This is a genomic window from Lactiplantibacillus paraplantarum, from assembly GCF_003641145.1.
In the GTDB taxonomy this organism is placed as follows: Bacteria; Bacillota; Bacilli; order Lactobacillales; family Lactobacillaceae; genus Lactiplantibacillus; species Lactiplantibacillus paraplantarum.
In genome coordinates, this window is sequence record NZ_CP032744.1 from 1,519,869 (window position 1) to 1,537,065 (window position 17,197).

Annotated in this window: 17 protein-coding genes; 11 read left to right on the forward strand and 6 right to left on the reverse strand. The window is 44.9% G+C overall.

Annotated features, from left to right (window positions below; translation table 11 throughout):
* A complete protein-coding gene (locus tag LP667_RS07335) occupies positions 1 to 1,080 on the reverse strand; it encodes a hypothetical protein (protein ID WP_056988292.1) in 1,080 nt (359 codons plus the stop codon).
* A 359-nt stretch (positions 1,081 to 1,439) separates the two neighbouring features.
* Here LP667_RS07335 and LP667_RS07340 point away from each other — a divergent pair, with 359 nt between their 5' ends.
* Positions 1,440 to 2,234, forward strand: a complete 795-nt coding sequence (locus LP667_RS07340; RefSeq protein WP_021731503.1) for an alpha/beta hydrolase — start codon at positions 1,440 to 1,442, stop codon at positions 2,232 to 2,234.
* 168 nt (positions 2,235 to 2,402) lie between these two features.
* Positions 2,403 to 3,509 (forward strand): NAD(P)/FAD-dependent oxidoreductase, encoded by a 1,107-nt coding sequence (locus LP667_RS07345; protein WP_021731504.1) that lies wholly within the window; start codon positions 2,403 to 2,405, stop codon positions 3,507 to 3,509.
* Here LP667_RS07345 and LP667_RS07350 read toward each other — a convergent pair.
* Entirely contained in the window at positions 3,506 to 3,892 is a 387-nt protein-coding gene (locus tag LP667_RS07350) for a ribonuclease HI family protein (protein ID WP_003640505.1), read from the reverse strand. The two genes, LP667_RS07345 and LP667_RS07350, sit on opposite strands and share 4 nt — an antisense overlap.
* Positions 3,893 to 3,926: 34 nt before the next feature.
* Between LP667_RS07350 and LP667_RS07355 the strand changes: the two genes are divergently transcribed.
* The 8 genes from LP667_RS07355 (at position 3,927) to LP667_RS07390 (ending at position 12,954) form a co-directional block, all read left to right on the forward strand.
* Positions 3,927 to 4,313: an EbsA family protein gene (locus tag LP667_RS07355; protein WP_021731505.1), complete on the forward strand. Its 387-nt coding sequence runs from the start codon at positions 3,927 to 3,929 to the stop codon at positions 4,311 to 4,313.
* A gap of 98 nt (positions 4,314 to 4,411) precedes the next feature.
* Positions 4,412 to 6,067 carry a formate--tetrahydrofolate ligase gene (locus tag LP667_RS07360; protein ID WP_021731506.1) on the forward strand — a complete coding sequence of 552 codons (1,656 nt, stop codon included), beginning with the start codon at positions 4,412 to 4,414 and terminating at the stop codon, positions 6,065 to 6,067.
* A gap of 319 nt (positions 6,068 to 6,386) precedes the next feature.
* Positions 6,387 to 6,836 carry a signal peptidase II gene (gene lspA, locus LP667_RS07365; RefSeq protein WP_021731508.1) on the forward strand — a complete coding sequence of 150 codons (450 nt, stop codon included), beginning with the start codon at positions 6,387 to 6,389 and terminating at the stop codon, positions 6,834 to 6,836.
* 19 nt (positions 6,837 to 6,855) lie between these two features.
* Positions 6,856 to 7,779, forward strand: coding sequence for an RluA family pseudouridine synthase (locus tag LP667_RS07370; RefSeq protein WP_021731509.1), 924 nt, complete (start codon positions 6,856 to 6,858; stop codon positions 7,777 to 7,779).
* A 158-nt stretch (positions 7,780 to 7,937) separates the two neighbouring features.
* Positions 7,938 to 8,462, forward strand: coding sequence for a bifunctional pyr operon transcriptional regulator/uracil phosphoribosyltransferase PyrR (gene pyrR, locus LP667_RS07375; protein ID WP_021731510.1), 525 nt, complete (start codon positions 7,938 to 7,940; stop codon positions 8,460 to 8,462).
* A gap of 34 nt (positions 8,463 to 8,496) precedes the next feature.
* Complete coding sequence (locus LP667_RS07380; protein WP_021731511.1) at positions 8,497 to 9,579, forward strand: carbamoyl phosphate synthase small subunit; 1,083 nt, start codon at positions 8,497 to 8,499, stop codon at positions 9,577 to 9,579.
* A complete protein-coding gene (locus LP667_RS07385) occupies positions 9,576 to 12,137 on the forward strand; it encodes an ATP-binding protein (protein WP_021731512.1) in 2,562 nt (853 codons plus the stop codon). Before LP667_RS07380 ends, LP667_RS07385 begins: the two co-directional genes overlap by 4 nt.
* A 211-nt stretch (positions 12,138 to 12,348) precedes the next feature.
* Complete coding sequence (locus LP667_RS07390) at positions 12,349 to 12,954, forward strand: histidine phosphatase family protein (protein ID WP_033609453.1); 606 nt, start codon at positions 12,349 to 12,351, stop codon at positions 12,952 to 12,954.
* A gap of 361 nt (positions 12,955 to 13,315) precedes the next feature.
* Here the strand turns inward: LP667_RS07390 and LP667_RS07395 are convergent, their stop codons facing one another.
* From LP667_RS07395 to LP667_RS07410, 4 genes are all read right to left on the reverse strand, one after another.
* Positions 13,316 to 13,711 (reverse strand): iron chaperone, encoded by a 396-nt coding sequence (locus tag LP667_RS07395; protein ID WP_056988291.1) that lies wholly within the window; start codon positions 13,709 to 13,711, stop codon positions 13,316 to 13,318.
* Between the two features lie 571 nt (positions 13,712 to 14,282).
* The gene (locus LP667_RS07400; RefSeq protein ID WP_021731516.1) at positions 14,283 to 14,951 is read right to left on the reverse strand and encodes a chloramphenicol acetyltransferase; all 669 of its coding nucleotides are present in this window, start codon (positions 14,949 to 14,951) and stop codon (positions 14,283 to 14,285) included.
* Between the two features lies 1 nt (position 14,952).
* Positions 14,953 to 15,324 (reverse strand): GIY-YIG nuclease family protein, encoded by a 372-nt coding sequence (locus LP667_RS07405; protein ID WP_021731517.1) that lies wholly within the window; start codon positions 15,322 to 15,324, stop codon positions 14,953 to 14,955.
* Positions 15,325 to 15,328: 4 nt separating this feature from the next.
* Complete coding sequence (locus tag LP667_RS07410) at positions 15,329 to 16,054, reverse strand: DUF2087 domain-containing protein (protein ID WP_021731518.1); 726 nt, start codon at positions 16,052 to 16,054, stop codon at positions 15,329 to 15,331.
* A 204-nt stretch (positions 16,055 to 16,258) separates the two neighbouring features.
* On the opposite strand from LP667_RS07410, the gene LP667_RS07415 reads away from it, so the two are divergent.
* Positions 16,259 to 16,753, forward strand: a complete 495-nt coding sequence (locus tag LP667_RS07415; RefSeq protein WP_021731519.1) for an NUDIX hydrolase — start codon at positions 16,259 to 16,261, stop codon at positions 16,751 to 16,753.
* Positions 16,754 to 17,197 lie beyond the last annotated feature (444 nt).

Consider the following 17,197-nt stretch of genomic DNA (forward strand, 5'->3'; position numbering starts at 1 on the left):
CTAGCCGAAGTAATAAATATAACCAATAATCAATGCCCAGATAACGATCCATAAAATACTAAATGATAACTTGAAGTAATACAAATGGAAACGGAATCGACGAAAACGGTCACTCCCGGCCAGCTTGAAGGTTACGGTTTTGCTATCCAATAATTGCAAATAATCGTAGAATCGGGGGAGCCAAACGCCGCCAGCCGTCAAAACAATCAGCAGCCCAATGATGGCGAACGCCGCAGCCGGATAAACGATACTAGTATCGACTGTAAAGGCGGGCGCAATAATATTGGCATATAACAACCATAAGGCATATAACCCAAGGGCGTAACCAATAACGCGAACAACGTTAACGATAATCAGCCGCGCTTTTAAGTCTGGTTGTTGTTGCACAAGTGCTCGATTGGCATGATAATGCTGAGTACCAAACCGGCCACTGATCGGAATCAAGTATCGGTTTTGATGTAAGTATGGCAATTGTGCTAACAGCGTGATCAATGCCACAACTGGTACGGCGATTGCCGCCACCATCAACAAGTACTCAATGGTGACCATGGGAACGGTACTGACCCGGTAAGCCCAACTGATCCAGCCAATTAGGATGAAGCTATCTAAAGCCAAGACCAACCAGATTTGAAACCGGCGGTAACGTTCAAACGTTGCGGTATCGGCTAATTGCCAGCGGTGTTCTTGATGCGAATGACCGATCAAATAATCATAACTTTGCGTCGGCCACACTAAGGCAGGAATCATTAACAAGATGATGCCAATGACCATTAAGACGATACTTGTCACAACGCTACGAATTGGAAAAATCAATAGCGTCAATTTCGTACTGACCAAGTAGCAACTTACTAACACACTAAGAACACCAAGCCACCAGCAAGCCGCCACTCCATAATATAACCACTTTAATCGTGGCGCCTGGTTGGTCACGGATTGTCGCACTTGATGTTGCAATTGGTACTGTGCGCGCGGCGACAAGGGTTTATCTGGCTGAATGACCGGATGTTGCAAGTTGCGGTATCCTAACCAAATCATGAGCCCTAACAATAAAACTAAAAGAATCCAAACAATAACTAACATGGCAAAAGTCCTTTAAAACAATATAGTCGTGCGTATTAATAAGTGTAAAACGAAAATGTGGTCAAAGTGTGACGATTATTTAAATCTTGAAATTTTTTTAATTGTCAGTTGATTTAACCAAGCTGTCTATGATCAACAACTGATGATCAATTTGGGGGTAAACTAGGCAGGACTGATCGTTAAAATAGGTCAAATTGCGGATGTTTTGGAAAGCCGTTTGCGGACTAATGAATTATCATTTAGCTCGACAGAAAGGCTTGTAAGTTGGTGCCCAATGCACACATTAGGCTAATTAACTTTTTTGTGCTGGTTATCAATTGGTACTAACTGTGATTTACGAGATGATAGGGGGCCATACCATGAGTCAATTAATGACAAAGCTCGGTCAAGTGGATTATCAGTACCGACCAGCGGCACCACAACAGCCGACGTTACTCTGGTTACCAGCATTTGGGTGGGATGCAACTGATTATAATTTCAAGCATTTAATGGCACAACTGCCAAGTCAAGTAGGGCTGTTGGCCATTGACACGATTGGGGTGGGACGCAGTATTCATAATCAGATGGTTCGCACTACCTCTAATATTTTAGCCAATCTTGAGGACGTAGTTCACCATGAACACGTGACAAAGTTATTGCTGATTGGTCATAGTTTGGGTGCCAGTTACGCGTTTTTATACGCCCAACAGCATTTGGACAGTGTGTGCGGCTTAGTATTGATTGAGCCGCCCGATATTGCAATGGCGTCGCAACTCCTCGCGAGCGTTCGACCGTTTATTGAAAACTACCCAAAATTAGCCCAACAACGACAAAAACTGACGCTTCATCAAGTTCTGGCAACGGTCAATCCTTTGAATTCAATGGCAGAACGTGAAAAAAATGCCCGTATCGATTTAGCTGCTTACGCGAACCCGAGTATTTTAACCGAGGCGCAGTGGTTACCGCAATTGGTAAGCGAGCTTGAAGTTGCTGAAAATCAGGTCATGGCGATACCAATCCGAGTTTTAGTCACTGACAAACGCTTTACGGCGTATCAGCAATCATCGTGGTCTCAACTTGGGCAACTCGTTCATGCGCCGGGGCAACATTATTTACACTGGACGAATGAAGATTTTGTCCGGCAACAACTATTAAGCACTTTAGCTTGGTACTGAATTAGCCCAATCGTGGTTTACTAACAATTGAATCTGTCGATTGGCATCTCCAAAACTTGCGGTTGCCCCATCTAGCGACCGACGCACTTGAATCTAACGGAATCATCTGCCCGCAATAAATCTGAGTATGCTAAAATGAAAGCAGATTGGTTGTGGAGGCGTTGGAAAATGCAAAAACAAGTAACGATTATTGGTAGTGGGATTGTTGGGGCCGTCACGGCGTATTATTTAAGTCAAGACCCTGACTTGAACGTCACGATTTATGATGAAGGTATTGGTCAAGCGACTAAGAATTCAGCGGGGATTATTTCACCCTGGTTATCCAAACGTCGTAATCAGCGTTGGTATCAGCTCGCTAAGGCCGGGGCTGCTTTGTATCCGGAAATTGTTGCGGACACGCAAATGGGCTATTCTGTTTATCAACAAGCAGGAACGATTGTGACCCGTGCCGATCCAGATGAGCAGCAGGCGCTATACGATTTAGCTCTAAAGCGCCGGCAAGCGGCCCCCCAGATGGGAACGATTGAGAAATTAACTGCTGAAGAAGTCCAAGAACGGATTCCACTGCTAACGGCGCCCCAACCCGGTGTGTTTGTGAGTGGTGGTGCGCGGGTCGATGGCGATAAGTTTGCACATAATTTACTGAAATACGCTGAAAAGCGGAACCTGGTCCGTCATAAAGGTAAGGTTCGTTTAGGTGACCAGGGCCAACTATTGACGGTTAATGGTCAGCAAAGCTATGACACGTTGATTTTAGCAGTCGGGGCGTGGCTGAAGCCGCTATTGTTGCCGATGAAAATCGTTGCTGATGTTCGGCCACAAAAAGGGCAGCTGATTGAAATGCAGCTGCCTGAGACCTGGGCTGACGATGTGCCAGTGCTCATGCCTGAAGGTGAACGAGACTTTATTCCCTTTACGCGCAGCAAATTGGTCGTTGGGGCGACGCACGAAAATGATCAGGGCTATGATTTGCAGGTTTCAAGTCTGGTTGAAGATGATCTCTTTGCTAGCGGGCTCAAGCTTGATGCCAACCTGACTAAGGATCAAATTACGCAGGTAAAAGTGGGTACGCGTGCCTACACGCGTGATTTTGCGCCATTTTTCGGTCCCATTCCGGATAACCCACATATTTTGGTAGCTAGCGGGTTAGGTTCATCTGGGTTAACAACAGGACCCATGATTGGTAAGTTGTTAGCCGATTATGTTCAAACTGGTGCCCATGACTGGGACCAGTATCAACGACCAATTGAAACTTATTTGGCCCCGGCTGATTAGTCGCTAAGATGTAAGCCTTGTTGTGCTAATTGATGCGCGCCATGATTATCACTTTCGGCAATCCACTGGGTGATTACTAATTGACACTGATCTTGTAAGTGCAGTAAGGTCGCTAGTTCAACGCTGAAGGTTTTACTGTAACCCTTGGCGACACTTTCGGCGACAATCTGACTGTCAGTATAGAAGAAGACACTGACTTGGGGACCATAAGAATCTAATAAAGTTTTAAAGCCAGCAATCGCGGCTAGAAATTCTGCGGTATGATTATCACTGTCTGGCAAGACCTGTTTGAACTGGTGTTGTTGGCCCTGATCAATAATTAAGATTCCCGCGGCACTACGCTGATTATCGGGTGTGGTCGCGGCATCTGTATATAATTGCATTAAGCTCACTCCAATGTGAAAGGAATTTTGTACTGTGAATAACGATAAGCATACCTTTAAATATCAACCAATGCTAGCGTCAAGTGTGATTGTGTGGTCATGGACTGCATTAGTGTTAATGGCCGGCATTATCATCTGGTTAGAAATCTTGAAGTTTAAATGGTGGTTACTCGTCATTGTGGCCCTCTTTGTGGCTTTAGTTGCGGTTCAGATCAGTCTGCGACGGGTCACGATTAATCACAACCTGATTATTTTTAGTACGGTCTTGAACCATTCTTGGCTCGTCATTCCGCGTGATCAGCTCGAACTAATCATGCCAACGCGAGGTGGGCTGAAGGTCCAAATCGATGGCAACCAGTATCGGTTTTTAATGTTGAAAAAAGCGCGTAATCAGCTGATTGAACTCGCAACCAGCCGATAAATACGAACAAAACCGTTAAAACGTATAAATAAAGTTCATACTTTTGAATAACTTGTTATAATGAGTGTAAGCAAAAAGAACAGAGGGGCGGAGAATTGATGAAAGATATTGAAATTGCACAACAAGTGACACCAGAACCAATTACCACAATTGCGGCTAAGGCTGGTTTGTCAGTTGATCAGATTGACCAGTATGGCAGTACCAAAGCTAAGCTCAAGTTGCCATTACCGGTCAAAGAAACGAAACGCAAGCTCATTTTAGTCACGTCGATTAACCCAACGCCTGCTGGTGAAGGTAAGTCGACTGTGACCATTGGATTGGGTGATGCATTAACTAAGATTGGCAAGTCAACGATGATTGCTTTGCGAGAACCCTCATTAGGACCAGTTATGGGGATGAAGGGGGGGGCCACTGGCGGTGGTTACTCACAAGTCATTCCAATGGAAGATATCAACTTACACTTTACCGGCGATATGCACGCGCTGACAGCTGCTAATAACACCTTAGCTGCTTTAATTGACAATCATATTCAACAAGGTAATCAGTTAGGTATTGACCAGCGTCGGATTCAATGGAAACGGGCGTTGGATATTAACGACCGGGCTTTGCGGCATACCGTGATCGGCCTTGGCGGAGCAACGTCGGGCGTGCCCCGTGAAGATGGCTTCGATATTACCGTAGCAAGTGAATTGATGGCTATTCTTTGTCTTTCTGAGAATATTGCTGACTTGAAGCAGCGTGTCAACCGGATCGTGATTGGCTACACCCATGATCGTCAGCCGGTGACAGTCGCTGACCTAAAAGTCGGTGGCGCGATTACGCTACTCTTAAAGGACGCGTTACGACCAAACTTGGTTCAAACGCTGGCTCATACCCCTGCGCTCGTCCACGGTGGTCCATTCGCCAACATTGCACATGGCTGTAATAGTGTGTTAGCGACGCAAGCTGGGCTGAATCTCGCCGACTACACGGTTACAGAAGCGGGCTTCGGTGCTGATTTAGGCGGTCAAAAGTTCATGGACATCAACGTACCAGCCGTTGGTCAAGCTCCGAATGCTGTAGTAATTGTAGCGACGATTCGGGCCTTGAAGTTGCACGGTGGTGTGGCGTTGAAAGACTTAGCGACAGAAGATGTAGCGGCCTTAAAAGCTGGTGCAGCTAATCTAGGGCACCATATCCATGCGATGCAACGTTATGGGGTGCCAGTCGTGGTGGCCATCAATGAGTTTACGGCCGATACCGATGCTGAGATTCAAGCGGTCAAGGATTATTGTGCGGATCTTGGTGTCGACGCAGTCTTAGCCGATGTCTGGGGTCGCGGTGGTGATGGTGCGACTGACTTAGCAGCTGCAGTAGTTGATTTATGTGATCAACCCAGTCAGTTTCAACCATTGTCACCGGCGGATGCTGATTTAAAGACGAAAATCAGCGACATTGTTACTAAGACTTATGGTGGTGCGGCCGTTGAATACTCGGCAAAAGCCCAACGCCAATTAAGAACCTTTGCTAAGCAGGGTTGGGACCACTTACCAGTCTGCATGGCTAAGACACAGTATTCATTGAGTGACGATCCGAAAAAATTAGGAGCGCCAACGGATTTCACAATCAACGTTCGTGAGTTTGTTCCTAAGCTAGGTGCCGGCTTCATTGTGGCCTTGACTGGAAATGTGCTTACCATGCCAGGATTGCCAAAACATCCAGCCGCATTAGATATGGATATTAGTGATGACGGTAAAATTTCAGGGTTATTTTAATTAATCTATCAGTCGATGCCAGGTAGGGTCGACTTTTTGTTTGTTTTCAACCTCGTGTGTGCTTGATGGCAGTCAACAATTGTCAAGGACAAAAAAGCTAGTTAGTGACCATGATGCTTCAAAGACCAAGAAGCTGGTCACTAGTCATCAGCTTTGGCAGAATCATATGTAGCTGGGAATGTTATTTTTAAGCAGCACCAAATAGTTACTTAGTTATTAAGTCGGTAATAAAAACCGGGTATTTCCTGCCAGAGTTTCGTACAAGTGGGATGTCTTTTGGTATAATTAAACACAGCTTAGCGAAATGTGAGGGCAGAATATGTGGATCTATTTAATTTTAATGATAGCTTTGGTAGCAATTGATCAAGTTATTAAGGCAGCCATCGTTAGTCATATTGCGTTGGGAGCCAGTACTAGTGTTGTTACTGGGTTATTATCACTTACGAACTTACATAACAACGGGGCTGCTTGGAGTATTCTAGAAGGTAAAATGTGGTTCTTTTACTTGATCTCAGTTGTGGCTTTAATCGTAATGGGGTATTTGCTTTGGCGGTTACGAGGTAAGTGGCTATATGAAATCGGCATCTCACTGATGATTGCTGGGACGTTGGGTAACTTTATTGATCGGGTGCGTATTGGGTACGTTGTTGACATGTTCCAACTTGATTTTATTAATTTCCCAATCTTTAACTTTGCCGATTCATGTCTGACTGTTGGCGTCATTTTTATTTTAATTGGCGTACTACGGGATGATAGTTTTGAAAAATAAGTAATAGGGAGCTGATAACGTGGCAGGAGCGACCACGGAACAACATTTTACGATTGCAGATCAGACCGGCCGATTAGATAAGGTGTTAGCCACTTTACAATCAGTTTGGACAAGGTCGCAGGTCGACAAATTGATTAAGACGAACCAAGTGACGGTGAATGGTCAGGTTCAAGCTAGTAAGTATCATGTTAAGTTTGGCGACGAAATTATTGTGGCCGCCCAGACGGTCCAACAAACAACGATCGAACCGGAAAACATCCCGCTGGACATTGTTTATGAAGATGATGATGTCCTCGTGGTTAATAAGCCCCAAGGCATGGTCGTCCATCCAGCTCCGGGGCATCCGGATCATACGTTGGTAAATGCGCTACTGTATCATAGTCCACTATCAACGATTAATGGTGAGTTTCGACCAGGAATTGTTCATCGGATCGATAAAGATACGTCCGGTTTGTTGATGGTTGCTAAAAACGACCGGGCTCATCAATCGTTAGCAGCACAACTCAAGGCTAAGACTAACCTTCGTGAATACGTTGCCCTTGTACACGGGGTCATCAAAGAAGAAACGGGGACCATCAATGCACCGTTAGGCCGATCCCCTAAAGATCGTAAAAAACAAGCCATTGTTAAGACCGGCCGACCAGCAGTGACTCATTTCAAAGTATTGAAACGCTATCAGCATTATACGCTGATTAGTTGTCGGCTTGAGACCGGACGGACGCATCAGATCCGGGTTCATTTGCAGTCAATTGGCCATCCGCTCGTGGGTGACCCACTATACGGCCCTAAAAAGACGATCAAAGGTCATGGCCAATTCTTACACGCCAAGTTACTAGGGTTCAAGCATCCGGTGACGGGGGAACTATTGACTTTTGAAGCACCATTACCACCAATATTTACGACAACCTTGGCGAAGCTTGACAAAACCGATGGGAATCATTAGTCTAACAGTAATGAACGTCCTTTAATCCGGCCCTGCGAGACTGAAAGGTAAACTGTTAACAATAACTTTTCGTCGACGGCCGTGACCTTTTGTCCGGCCGTCTTTCTTTGTCACATGGGTGGTTCAAAATAGCGATAATCACAAATTGGGAGGCAATTATGCAAAAAGAAGTTGTTGATTCAATGGCGATGAAACGGGCACTGACCCGGATCACGTACGAAATTATCGAACAAAATAAGGGAATTAAAAATGTCGTGTTGGTGGGCATCAAGACCCGTGGCGTCTATATTGCACAACGAATTGCGGCCCAATTGCAGCAACTGGAAGGAACGGCAATTTCGGTAGGTGAATTGGATATAACGGCTTTTCGTGACGATCAGCCGCTTGATCGACCACGGGTATCGACTGGCTATCAGCTAGCATTTTCGGTAGCCGATAAACGAGTGATTTTAGTGGATGATGTCCTCTTCACCGGTCGGACTATCCGAGCAGCATTAGACGCGTTAATGGGAGGCGGGCGGCCACAAAGTATTGCACTAGCTGTGCTCGTCGATCGTGGTCATCGAGAATTGCCGATTCGAGCCGATTTTATTGGTCGCAACATTCCCACTGCTCGTCAGGAACGAATTCGAGTGGCAGTCAGTGAAATAGACGGCCACGATGGCATTGAAATTATTAACTAATCAGACTAAGTCAAACAGATGAGAAGGGATCGCAATGGCAGACCGCTATTTGATTCTTGAAGATGGCAGCGCCTATTTAGGTGAAGGCTTTGGCTCGCCAGCGGTTTCAACCGGAGAAATCGTCGTCAACACGAGTATGACGGGCTATCAAGAAATTATTACTAATCAAATTTATCATAACCAAATCGTTGCTTTTACGCAGCCAACCATTGGTAGCTATGGGATTAACCATGATAGCTACGAATCGATTTTGCCAACTGTCAAAGGGGTGGTTGTTCGGGATGTCGCTAGTATTTCAACTAATCGGCAACGACGCTGGTCACTTGATCAATACTTAAAACAACAAAACATTCCGGGAATTAGCCATATCGATACGCGCCACTTAGCTAAACAATTGCGGGCGAGCGGTCCGATGAAAGCTAGTATCGTTGACGTGGCGGACGCCCATGCGTTTGACCAATTAGGGGCTACGGTGCTCACGAATCAACAAGTAGCTGCAGTAGCGACGCCCAAACCATTTCCTAATCCCGGAACCGGCTTAAATGTCGTGGTGATCGATTTTGGACTCAAACACGGTATTTTACGGGAACTCAGTAAGCGTGCTTGCAACGTAACCGTCTTACCTTACACGGCGACAACGGAAGAAATCTTGAATTTGGACCCGGATGGCGTGGTTTTATCGACTGGTCCTGGCAAACCCCAAGATTTACCAGCCAGTGTGACTGAGATGATCAAGAATATTCAAAACCGAGTGCCTTTGTTTGCAATTGGACTTGGACACGAACTGTTTGCGATGGCCAATGGTGCCCAAATTATGAAATTGTCACCAGAACACCACGGGGCCAATCATCCAATTCGGGAAGTGATTACGAACCAAATTATTTATGCTTCGCAGGGGCAAGGCTTCGCAGTGGATGCGGATACCGTTGACCGGAACAAGTTGATTACAACGTTTGTTGATTTGATCGATGGGACGATTCAGGGACTGCGTCTTCGAGATTTTCCAGCATTTTCGGTACAATTTTTTCCGGATGGTGCGCCAGGTCCCACTGAAACACGCGATATTTTCGATGAATTTGTTGAATCAATGCAGCAAGCAAGGGGGCCAATCTGGTGAATAATCAAACCTTACAAAAAGTACTGATTATTGGCGCTGGTCACAATGATATTGGTCGCGAAGGACAACATGATGCGGCGGTGACCCAAATTGGGGCGGCTATTCGTCGTCTGGGGATCGCCGTAGTTCTAGTCGACAACAATTCCTATTCGGTAGCAGCCGAAAATCGGTTTGCTGATAAGGTCTATTTAGAACCACTGACCGTGGCCGCACTGTCGAAAATTATTGAGACTGAGCAACCCGATGGCCTAATCCCATCACTTGGTGGGGTACAAACCGTGACGTTAATTCAAGGGTTGATTCGCAATAATGTGCTTAAAAATAATCATGTTAAATTATTACAATGGAATCAAGATGTTGTCGATTTAATTGTCAATCCAGCGCTAATGAGCAACCGGTTAAAGGATATGGGCGAACCGGTCATTGCGTCACAAGTTGTGGCCAGTACGACTGAAGCCATGGCGGTTGTGCGTCACGTTGGTTTTCCAGTGATCGTTAAATCAGTCGCACCGCGGATCGAAGCGAGTCGTCAATTATGTGAAGATGAAGATGAACTACAACGGGCGCTAGCAATGGGCTTCAAAGTCTCAGGAACTAAACAATGCATTGTTGAACAAAGTATCGTTGGCTATAAGGAACTTGAGTTCGTCGCCGTCCGTGATCAAAAGGACACGGCGCTACTAGTTAGTGGTATGGAAAATTTTGATCCGGTGGGGATTCATTCCGCAGATTCAATTGTCTTTGCGCCCACCCAAACGATTACGGATCAAGAGTACCAACAGTTTCGTTCGGCGACCTTAAAAATTATGCGGAAATTACATTTGAGTGGTTCGTGTCATGTTCAATTTGCACTTGACCCGACAACTCAAAGCTATTATGTCATTAAGGTGACACCGTACTTTGATCGTACGATGGCCTTAGCAGCCCGTGCAACGGAGTACCCGTTAGCTCAAGTCGTGGGTAATTTGATGGTTGGGATGAGTTTGGCAGAAGTCAAACTACCAGGAACTTATCGTAAGCAAACGGCACTGATCGAACCAGTCTTAGACCATATTGTTTGTCGGATTCCGGTCTGGCCGTTCAACGTGCTGAAGAAGGTCAGCCATCAATTAGACACGGTCACTGAGTCGACTGGGTCAGTGATTGGCGTTGGCCGTTCAACGGAAGAAGCCCTGCTGAAGGGATTACGGTCCACAGATGAATCGCGCTATCACGTGATTGCCAACCGTCCGCAGAACTATTCAGAAGGTGAATTGATCCAACGTTTGATTCATCCACAAGCCGGTCGGATGTTGATCTTACTAGAAGCGTTGAATCGTGGGTATCAAATCGATGAATTAGCGGAATTAACGAAGATTGATGCTTTTTATTTTTATAAATTAAGTCATATTTTAGAAATTGAACGGGCCTTGCGTGAACGGCCATTTGATGTGCACGCGCTTGGGCGGGCGAAGTATTTTGGTTTTACTGATGAGGATGCTGCCGCGGCATGGCAAACGGATGTGGCTAAAGTTCGCCAATTCGCACTTGAAAATGAGATTCAGCCGACTTTTAAGGAAGTTGAGCCAACCGCTGGCGAATTTACTGAGCAGACGAGCACTTATTACTCCACTTATGAGTTTGATAATGAAAGTCAGCCGTCAACTGGTCGTCGGGTGGTTGTAATTGGGACAGGTGCCAACCGAATTGGGACTAATCATGGGAATGATTACTTAGTCTCACAGCTTTTGTTCTATCTGAAGAAGGCCGATTATGAACCCGTTTTGATCAACGCAAATCCGAACAGTGTGGCGATGACACCCCGTTTGGCGAAGAAGCGCTATGTTGAACCTAAACAGTACTCAGATATTTTGAATGTGTTAGCCATTGAGAAACCACTAATTGTGTTCACCACTTACCACGATTATCGGTTGGGTCAAAAATTAGTTCAAGACGGTTATCAAGTAATTCAAATCAACAATAGTTTGCCGCGTGAGCAAATCAAAACGAATGATTCGCCAGCCGTCGAAGTTATTACGGATGGCACCGATGTGACGATTTTCGGTGTGAGTGAAATCATCGCTGGAAATAACTTGCGGGGCAATGTGCGCGGGGCGGTCGAAGTCTTCCCAATTCGTGATAAGGCGGAAAATCAAGCGATTACCGCCCTACACGCTGAAATCAAACAACGAGTTCTAGCGATGGGCGCGCCTGGACTTTACACGGTTCGGCTAGCAATTGCTGATACGAAATTGCAACTTGCCACGATTGAACCGATGAGCATTGCGACAATGGCACTGATTAGTAAAGCTAGTGGCTCCAGCGTGACACGACTATTGCTTCACGTTAAGTTGGGTGAGGCGCTGACTAAGGTCATGTATGATTATCCAGATGTTAACCGATTAAAACCAGTTTATGTTCAGGCGAATACGTTCCCATATAATCATTTACAAATTTATGATGATGTCGAAGCGACTGGCGAACCAGGGCACGCGACTGGGACGGTGATTGCACATGGTGATACATTGAAAGATGCGCTGATAGCGTTGAATCAGGGAAATGAGGATACGGACTTTTAGTTGTATTGTTATTATCAAACGCTACACTAATTGGTCATATAATCTTGAAGAGCAGATGGGTTTCTAGCCTTGACGCTCTTTTTTGTTGATAAGTCTGATAATCAATTCTTTATTTAATAGCTAAAATGGTTGGTTTAGTATTCAATACCAAAAACAGCGCTTTCATTTATGGTATGCTTATCTAAAGACTAATTAAGGTAGGTTATGCAAATTGACAAAGACATTGTATATGATGCGGCACGGTGAAACCCTGTTTAACCGGCTCAAAAAAATTCAAGGTTCGTGTGATTCACCATTGACGGCCAAGGGGATTGCGGATGCCCAACGCGTTGGCACGTATTTTCAGGAACATGCGATTACGTTTGATCATGCGTATAGCTCAACTCAGGAACGCGCAAGTGACACCTTGGAATTAGTCACTAAACAACCCTATGAGCGCTTAAAAGGTATTAAGGAATGGGGTTTTGGAGTTTTCGAGGGTGAAAGTGAAGTTTTGAATCCGCGACCCGATCCAATTCGTCGTAGCCACGGTGATTTTTTCTGTCAATACGGTGGTGAGAGCGATTTGCAAGTACAAGCGCGCGTGGTTAAGACATTAACTGCGGTGATGGCGCGGCCTGATCATCACCAAGTATTGGCTGTTAGTCACGGTGGGGCTAGTTTTATGTTTTTGCGCCGGTGGCTGTCAATGGACGAAATTGAGCGTCGTGGCATTGTATTGAGTAACTGTGCGGTTCTCAAGTATCAGTATGATAACGGCGCCTTCAAATTTGAGAAGATTATTAATTTGAGCAGTGCCGACGGAAATAATAACTAGTAAAAATTAAAGTTATGTAAACTAAATAGATCTAATCTGCCGGCTACTCGTACTTGTTAGATGCTCATCGACCATTTGGGCCTGGGCCTGGTTTTAGGACGCACACCAATTGTAGGACACTTCAATAGCAATTCGCTTCGCTAAGAAATTTACAATGGCTGGTTTTTAGCGCAGAAAAATAAGGCGACTAAGCCAGCTTTTACTTTTGAACCTACCAGTTATACCTTGAAAAGTTGCTTGAACGGTGGCTAAATCATTACTTAACACAATACAAAATAACGGCCGGTTTTAGGGCACATTAAAACCATGGTCCCTTCATCAGGTTTGGACTCGGGTATAATGAGGGGACCATGGTTTGCTGCTAAGACCGCCAGAACGTTGTTGTAGCCTGTTTTGTATCAATATTATACTGAATTGCGTCGGCGAGGAGCTGGTTGTTAAACGGAGTATCGAAACGGACCTGCCACAACATTTTGGTGGTCGTGTTGCCTGCCACGTTAATCGCTTCTCGAAATGTGTTTAATGTTGCTGCTTCGAGGGCGATATTCAGATGATTTTTGGCGGTGCTAAAGCCAACGATGAAGGTTCCGTGATCGGTAAACATGGGTTGATTCCAGGCTAAGCGCGGCTGTAGTTGTGGGAAGGTCGTGTGGACCCAGTTAAGGAGTGTCACCAGCTGCTCTCGGTGGGGTGTTGGGCTCATCTTTTCGAGATACGGTTCAAAAACAGTCAAATCAGCATCAAGTTGGTTGGCCATGAAAGTTTGCCTCCATTCAATCTTTTGACTTCAGTGTACTGGATACACTGAGCCACTGCAACTAAAAATAATCCCGTTCAATCAAGTGCCCACACGGCTGATTTGATTAAACGGGATTATTTTTTAGTTGCGTTATTGAGCCCACTACGATTCATAACGCGGTTGGTGGTTGTCATTAATTGGTGAGATTCCAGTGCCAGTATGGCTGGTAGTTAGCAATGTAGATTACAGTTGGATCGGCGCTTCGTGGCCGGAATTGACGGTTCGTAATCGTTAAGAGTTGTGAATGACGCATAGCAATCAGTTCCTTCCTTAATTGAATACCTTTAGTTTAGACGTTTAAGGGAGGATTAACTACTGAGTTTTGATAAGGCGCGCATAAGAATTTCTTAGAAAGATGTTAGCGTTACTGAAATTAGGCCGTCGCCATAGTACTAAGACGACAGTCACAAATCATTGTGACGTTGTTAGATCAACAACATTAATGCCGCTATCTTCAGGTGTTTCCAGCGCCCTAGGTTGTTTGCCAGCCAAAGTTAAACAGCGAGCAGCCTGGTTCAAGTTAAATTATTCAAGCTAAATATTGTGTGGGTTGATTCCAATATGCTTGGAGTTCATTGAAAAAGTTACTGAGGTGGTCACCGTCAATTGTCGCATGGTTGACAGTGATACTCAGTGGCATCAGCGTTTTATCATCGCTTGTTTGGAATTGACCAGCTTGATAAATCGGGAAAAAACTATCGAGTGGTTTAAAAGGCAGCGGTGTATAACTACTAAAATGAACGCCGGGAAGACTGCCGATGTTGACTAAATTAGGGGACTGAGGTGCTTTGGGCATTGGTCCCGGGATAGTGCCAAATTCAGTCTGGTCAGCTAAATAGTGGTGATAAAAGGTCTGGAAATCAGCGTCATAAGTGGTCCACAGATTGGCCATGGTGTGATCGGCATGTAGAATCGTGTAGGACGGATGTAGGACATCGAAGGTCACCAATTGGTCATTCAAATAACCAATGCGCATCTCTGGATGAGTGGTCAACAAACGACTGACTAAGTACAGATAAGCCGCGTTGAACTTAACGTGGTGGGCTTTAGTCCAAGCTAGCGTTGCAGTGATGTCCATATTGACAGTGAGACTAAACCCACTTGGCGCCATTTTTGTGAAGTAGTAGAAGTAAGTCTGTCGTGGCCAAGTTGCTTGATCAATGGGGGTAGCATGCATGTTCGGTTTTTCAGTTGTCATATTAGTTGTCCTGCCAATCTTTAGGGCGTTGATTGTAACCGCGTTCGTCAAACGGTTGTAAATCGTGCAGCCATTTAGTTTTGAGTGTCTTAAGTGTTGCTCGCATATTGGTCACATCAGTCGTTTCTTTTTTCCAAAGGACCTGGTAAGAAAAATCAGTTGGCACTTGTTGGTTCCAGTCGGTCTGCAATTGATTCGCACGATAGAAGTTTTTGTTGAGATTTAGTTGGTAAAAAGCCCAGCGGTTGTGCAAGTTAGGTACCGTGTCAATCCAGATCTTGTGATTACGTTCGTTGGTAATCTGGATGACACCATAATAAGTCGGGGCGAGTTTATACGCTTGTTGTAGGGCGCGTTTTTCGGTTGGTTGCATATCGTTAGTCCTCTCTAGTAGCTGTTCGCCAGTATTGCCGACCATCGACCGTTCGCTTTAAAAAGCCATAGTCGATCAGATAGCGGCGAAGTGTGGTGTAATCAAAATAAATTGGTCGTAAATAATTGTTAAGTTCAGTTTCATTGAATGGCTGGTCGGCCGGAATTTCGTCAATGACGCGTGTTAAGATCGTGACAATCGTCTTTTGCTTTTTAGGCCATCGTTTCAATTGTAGTGGCTCATGAGTGAAGTCGAAATACTGCTTAAGTGTTTGGGTGACTTCATCTTCAGTAATTGCAAACCGATCATCGACAATTCCAGGCTGTTCAGGTAATGCAATCAGATCATCGGCTGTCTGACCAGTTTCAAAGACCAATTGATAAATCGCGAGATATAGTTTCGCCTGTTTAGCTTTCTCACGAAACGTGAATTTTTGATGTCGAATCGTTGCGGCAGCTAATTGAAACTCTTTGGCCAGGTCGGCATCCTTGATTCCGGTCGCAAAGGCTGTCAGTAAGTCTTGCTGCTTAGTCGTGAGCGTATTATAGCGACTGTCTAAATGAATGAGCTGAGAGCGATTGCCGCCATGAGCAATCGTCAAGTGCTGCTCGACTGTTGTGACTGGCGTCGTTATTGCCCAGTTAGCATCACAATAATTACAGTTCAAAGTTGTTGTGGTTTGATGCCAGCCGCGCATTAAATCATTAACAGTTAAGTTAGTTAGGTCCATGGGGCCACCTCCAATATGACTGATTATAAAGCTGTTTATTGAATATGTAAACAGTGACATTAATATTTAGTTTACGACATTTGTAAACATAATTCAAGCAGCTGCGTTTATTAATATAATAAACACAATGCTGAATATCTTGATGTTCACGTCGATAGCGCTTACAATAATGACTGTTGTTTAGATATGAAAGGATGCGGGACAATGACCAGTTATCATCGGGCATTTGGGGTTTATGGTATTATTGGCGATCAACATGCTCTTGTGGTTACCAAAAAATTTGGTGGTCCTTATACCAATCGCTATGATTTGCCGGGGGGAAGCTTAGAAGATGGTGAGGCGTTAATTGATGCGATCCGCCGAGAGGTTCAGGAAGAAACTGGCTTAGTTCCAATTGAATTGACGCAATTAGGAGTCACGAGTTTCCGATATCCCTGGCAATTCGAGCAATGGCGCATGAATCAACATATTGCTGTCTTTTACCGGATCACGCAGACGAAGGGACGAGTGGCGAAACAAGTTGCTAACTTTGAGGGGCAAGATTCACACGGTGCGTCGCGAGTACCTTTGAGTGCGTTAACGTTAACTAACGCGTCACCACTAGTGCTGAAGGCTAAGTCGGTGTTGCTGTCTGGACAGTTTGATCCGACCGATCAGACTTATAATGACTGGATCGTTTTAGACCGGGCCGTTTATTGACTAACACTGACGGTGATTAGTCAATAAACGATTTTAAACGAAATTGAGACAAGCGCCGTTTAGGTTGTTCCAATTTCGATATTATTGTCATGGAGGACGAGGCGAATAAATTACTCAAAGTAACCTGAGTAATTTATCCGCTTTTTATTTTTGCCCCCCGGTTCTGCTGTCATAGCCTTGCAACAGCATGTCGTAAAATAAACTTTGGATAGCAATCACGGATGAAGCCGGTATCCTAGGTGATTGGTTAGTTAATCATCACTTGATGCGGTTGGTTTTAAAAGTATCAAAATATTGGCCGTCGCGTTAAAAATATAACATTTGGCATTTTAGCAGCATATAATTCAGGATGCCTAGCGATCATGTCCAAAATGATAGCAGACAGTCGGCTTTTAGCGGACATGGACGAGGCCAATAGTTTCGGAGAATGTTTACTTTTAAAAA